This is a genomic window from Bradyrhizobium sp. Ses1, assembly GCF_059512365.1.
In genome coordinates this window covers 1-512 of sequence record NZ_JCAMOQ010000213.1, presented here as the reverse complement: position 1 = coordinate 512, position 512 = coordinate 1, and the positions used below count along the sequence as shown (strand labels likewise).

Below are 512 nucleotides of genomic sequence, written 5' to 3'. Positions count from 1 at the left end.
TCTTACTGAGTCAGAAAGTCGCGGGCGTATTTGAGGGTGAATCAGCTACCCAGAGGACTCAGGTGAGAGGACTTTGAAATGGGTAGCCGAAGCAAGGATGGAAGTGAAGCGCGATTTGCGGCTTATGTGGACGGCTTGGTGAGCGTCATCGGACATGCGGATCGGGCGAAGCCGCTGCGCGATTACTGTGTTGGCCTGATGCTGCCTGGTGAGCGCAAGAGCGTAGAGCCGATGGCGGCGATCACGTCGCCGGAGCGCACAGCAGCCCAGCATCAATCGCTGCTTCATTTCGTGGGTACGGGCGGATGGTCGGACGAGAAGGTCTTGGCCAAGGTTCGGGAGATGGTGCAGCCGAAGATTGAGCGGCACGGCCCGATTGAAGCTTGGATCATCGATGACACTGGCTTTCCCAAGAAAGGGCGGCATTCGGTCGGCGTCGCGCGTCAATATTGTGGCCAACTTGGCAAGCAAGACAATTGTCAGGTGGCGGTTTCACTGTCGATTGCCAATCA

General features: G+C 57.4%; 1 protein-coding gene. It reads left to right on the top strand.

Going from position 1 to position 512, the window contains the following annotated elements; all coding sequences use genetic code 11:
- Nucleotides 1–78: 78 nt before the first annotated feature.
- A partial coding sequence (locus tag AC5ZG5_RS46420) for a transposase (RefSeq protein ID WP_496165595.1) occupies nt 79–512 on the top strand: 434 nt, incomplete at its 3' end.